This is a genomic window from Mycobacterium sp. (assembly GCF_032162105.1).
Lineage (GTDB): Bacteria > Actinomycetota > Actinomycetes > Mycobacteriales > Mycobacteriaceae > Mycobacterium.
In genome coordinates this window covers 1-2,835 of the sequence record NZ_JAVRPS010000190.1, presented here as the reverse complement: position 1 = coordinate 2,835, position 2,835 = coordinate 1, and the positions used below count along the sequence as shown (strand labels likewise).

The following is a 2,835-nucleotide window of genomic DNA, read 5'->3' as shown; positions in this document are numbered from 1 at the left end:
CAGTGACGTCCCGCGTCCGGTCTGACTTGAGATCGCCAACTGGCCGCCGTGAGCCTCGACGCGGTCCGTCAGGCCAATCAGCCCGGAGCCCTTGCGTGAGTCAGCTCCCCCGATTCCGCCGTCGGTAATCATGAGACGAAGATTCGCACCGTCGGTGTCCACGCAGACGTCCACCCTGGAAGCTCGCGCCTGTTTGGCCGGCGTTGGTGAGAGCCTCGGCGACCACGTAATAGGCGGCCACTTCGGCAGGCTCCGGCACTTGTCGTTCAATGGCCACTTCGAGCTCGACGGGGACGGTGGAGCGGCGCGCCAGCGTCTTGAGCGCTCGGCCCAGTCCGTTGGTCAGGATCGCCGGATGGATCCCCCGCGAGATCTCGTGCAGGTCCTCCGACACACCGGCCAACCCTGTCACGAGGTCAGAAATCTGCTCTTTGAGCTGGTCCAGTTCCGGCGGGACGGAGGCCTCCGCCGCACGAAGTTGGAGGCCGAGCGAGACCAGCCGCTGTTGAGCACCGTCGTGCAGATTGCGCTCCAGACGACGACGGGCCTCATCGGCGGCGGCCACGATCCGCGCGCGAGATGCGGTGAGTTGCGTGCGGGCTTCGGCATTTGCGATGGCGGTCCCGATCAGATCGGTGAAGTCCCCCACCCGCGCCTCGGTGTCGGTGGGCAGCGGCTCGGGTCGGGTCGAGCCGACGATCGCCACCCCCCACAAGCGGTCCTCGACAATGATCGGCACCCCGACCGCAGAGCGGATCCCCAGCTCACGAACGGTGGCGGCGGCGACGCCGGGAGCATCGTCGTGGCTGTCCATCCGGGCGGTTCGGCCGGAGTGCAACACCTTTGCCCCGATGTTCTCCCCCTCGAGCGGAAAGCGCTCACCGATGGGCAACGCGGTCGAACCGTGCTCGTGGCGGGCCGCGAGCAGCGTCGCCGCGCCGTCGGCTTCATAGCGGAAGAGCGTCGAGTGCTGCACGTTCATGCAACGGGCCAACTCGTCGGCTACCGCGGAGAACACCTCGGACGGGTCGACCCCTCGTGCGACGAGTGTCGCCACCTGTCGCAACGAAGCCTGTTGCTCCGCAAGCACACCCAGGGCGTCGTGACTCACCGCGACCAACCGCTCCGGCGACTGATCGAACCCGAGCGGGCGCGCGATCGCATCGGCGGCGAGGTGGACGTGGAAGACAGCGTTCGTCGTGCCGCCGCGAGTTGCCGCCCGCTCGACGACGGCGACCTTGACGGTGTTCCCGCTGGGCAGGGCCAGCACAGTCGTGGCGACCGCGGAAGGGAGCAGAGTCGACGCGTGTTCCAGCAGCGCGAGCTGGTCGGCGGCGTCGAGTGTCTGCCGCAGATGAGGGTTCATCAGCACAACCTCGCCGCCGATCGCGAGGACGCCAAGCGGGAACCGTCGGGTCTGTTCCTGGTAGGCCCGTAGAAGTGCCGTCTCACTTTCGTGGGCCAGCGCACTCATCCGGACCTCTATCTGGCTGCCCGCACTCCTGGCCAGCGCGAACAGCATCGGATCAGATTGGCCGTCCCAGCACGTGAGATCGACGAGGCCGACGATCCTTCGTGTCAACGGATCGAGTATCGGCACCCCCGCGCACGCTAGCCCGCCCAAGGTCCCTACGTAGTGCTCGCCGCCGCGGATGAACGTTGGCCGCCCCGTCTCAAGCGCGGTGCCGATCCCGTTGGTGCCGACGAACTCCTCGGCGTAGCTGAAGCCGGGCGCCAGCCGCACGGTGTCCAAGGCGTTCATGATCGTCGGGTCCGAGGCCACGCGCTGCAGAACCACACCATCGGCCGAGGTAAGGATGACGCTCACCGACTGTGCCGCTAGGTCGTCGGCGAGTTGGTGAAGCACTACTGAGGCCGCAGTATTTAGTGGTGAGTCGGTATTCGGCTCCCGGACGAACGGCAGATCGAACCGGTCCGGGTGGATGCCCAAGGCCTGCGATCGACGCCATGAGTCCAGCACATCGGGCCGTGGGGTGTCCGCTTCGAGCCACCCCACGGACATGAACCGTTCCCGCGCCCGCCGAATGCTGGCGGTGGCGTCGGCCCGCGAATTCATCGATCCATCAATTTCGACCCATCCGGCCAGTCCCTGCGCAAGACAGGTCCTCTACCAGCGTGTAGGCGGCTGGCCGTAACACTGCAACACGATGGTAGTGCCGAAACACGCCTGTCGCAGATGCCCGGGGCTGCTGTATTTGCTGCTCAGCGAAACTGGGCCTTGGCTGAACGGCGCCACCCGCAGACAGGCAAGCTCGAGTTCCGGGTAACCGGGATCGTTGGGTATCAGCGGAGCCAGCCCAGCCCCTCATGCCACGAAACGTCACGAGACGGTTCGTTTCAGGAAAGCCGTTCTCCCTGCGGCTGTTTCGCGCGTCGTGACAACTGCCGCCGCTACTGCCCCGTCACGCCGGGGTCGGGCACGTAGCTGCGCTGCGCCCACTGGAACACCTGCCACGCGGCGACCTCGTCGAACTCGTCGTGGACACGGCGGGCCGCCTCGGCTCCGATGGGGCGAGCGTCGCGGGACTTCACCTGAACCTCGGCGCAGCGTTCCATCAACAGGAAGTAACCGACCGCGGCGTCGATGGTGGCACCTACCGTCAGCAGTCCGTGGTTGCGCAGGATCACCGCCCGTGCACCACCGATGGCCCCCGCAATCCGTTTGCCGCCATCGACCGAGGTGATGTTGACCTCCTCGTCGTCGAAGATCTCGTGGTCGCCGAAGAACGCGCACGACTCCTGCGAGATCGGCTCGAGATGGGCGACGGCCGTCGAGAACGGTGTGCCGTACGGAGTGTGGCAATGGGCCGCGGA

The 2,835-nt window shown here is 66.7% G+C and carries 2 protein-coding genes; both read right to left on the bottom strand.

The genetic code is table 11. From position 1 onward, the window contains the following. Positions 1-100 precede the first annotated feature (100 nt). Positions 101-2,077, bottom strand: coding sequence for a GAF domain-containing protein (locus QOC69_RS09880; protein WP_526438857.1), 1,977 nt, complete (start codon positions 2,075-2,077; stop codon positions 101-103). Positions 2,078-2,412: 335 nt separating this feature from the next. Further along, on the bottom strand, positions 2,413-2,835 hold a 423-nt coding region (locus QOC69_RS09875), incomplete at its 5' end, for a class II aldolase/adducin family protein (RefSeq protein ID WP_526438855.1).